The organism is Bartonella massiliensis (genome assembly GCF_902150025.1).
Lineage (GTDB): Bacteria > Pseudomonadota > Alphaproteobacteria > Rhizobiales > Rhizobiaceae > Bartonella > Bartonella massiliensis.
Genome location: NZ_CABFVS010000072.1, coordinates 1 through 932, shown reverse-complemented (window position 1 = coordinate 932; position 932 = coordinate 1). Strand labels below are relative to the sequence as shown.

Sequence of the window (932 nt, the reverse complement as noted above, 5' to 3'; positions counted from 1 at the left end):
TTTCTGCTAAAGTATTTTTGATCGGTTGACTTTGTTGCCAAATCGCTTTTGCTCTTTCTGCTTTTTGTTTTGCTCTTTTGAAATCAGCACAAAACTGTTTTGAGAAAGAAAGCGTATGATCATAAGCTTTATCAAAAAAGGCTTGTTTTCCAAGCAAGCCAATTCTTCTAAGCGCTTGTATGATCTCTCTAAAAGAGCAACCAGCATAACAAATGAGCAAGAGACGCCCATCAAGTCCATTGGTAATGGATAAACTAGGCAGCCTATCATCATGAGCTGGACAACGGGCAAGTCCATAACGCCCATACCAAACCCCATGCAAGGCACGTGTAATGCCCTGCGCATTCGTAAAAGAAAACATATTTTTTGATCCTATAATGATTGCATCATAGGACGGACTCTGCTATCGATAATCATCGTGTGAAAATGAAAAGCCTTGTCCATCCTTATGTGACAAGGTTTTTTTTATGCCGCATCACTTTGACGTTGCTGTTTTGCTTGTTCGATTACATTGATAAGATCCGATTGTAACCAACGGGATAAAAAACCAAATTTTAAAGGTTTTGGAAGAGAGCCATTGGTCACATGCCGGCGGAAAGTTGAGACACTCATATGAAGCAATTTTGCACTTTCACGGTCTGTTAAAAGAATATCATTTTCTATCATACTAAACTCCTTTCAAAATTAAAAAAATGAGAACAAATCATAAGCATTTATTAACCATATTTTTGCATCATATGAAAGGTATTTAGTTTATAGAAAACAGTATTTTATCATATATTTTCTAATGTGATAATTTATGAATCTTATTGAGAAAGAATGAGAGAAGAGAGAGATAAAGTTATCCACAGATTATGGGGTATTACACCCCATATCTTAAGATTGATCTGTGACATAAGCCGCCCATTTATCCATATAGACACGGCGTTGTT

1 protein-coding gene and 1 pseudogene are annotated in these 932 nt (G+C 36.2%); both read right to left on the bottom strand.

Features of this window, described 5'->3' with window-relative positions; translation table 11 throughout:
• Positions 1 to 361: pseudogene (locus tag FNZ60_RS09480) on the bottom strand (DUF7146 domain-containing protein); the annotation flags it as partial.
• 104 nt (positions 362 to 465) lie between these two features.
• Positions 466 to 666, bottom strand: coding sequence for a helix-turn-helix transcriptional regulator (locus tag FNZ60_RS09475; RefSeq protein ID WP_142417295.1), 201 nt, complete (start codon positions 664 to 666; stop codon positions 466 to 468).
• Positions 667 to 932: the final 266 nt, after the last annotated feature.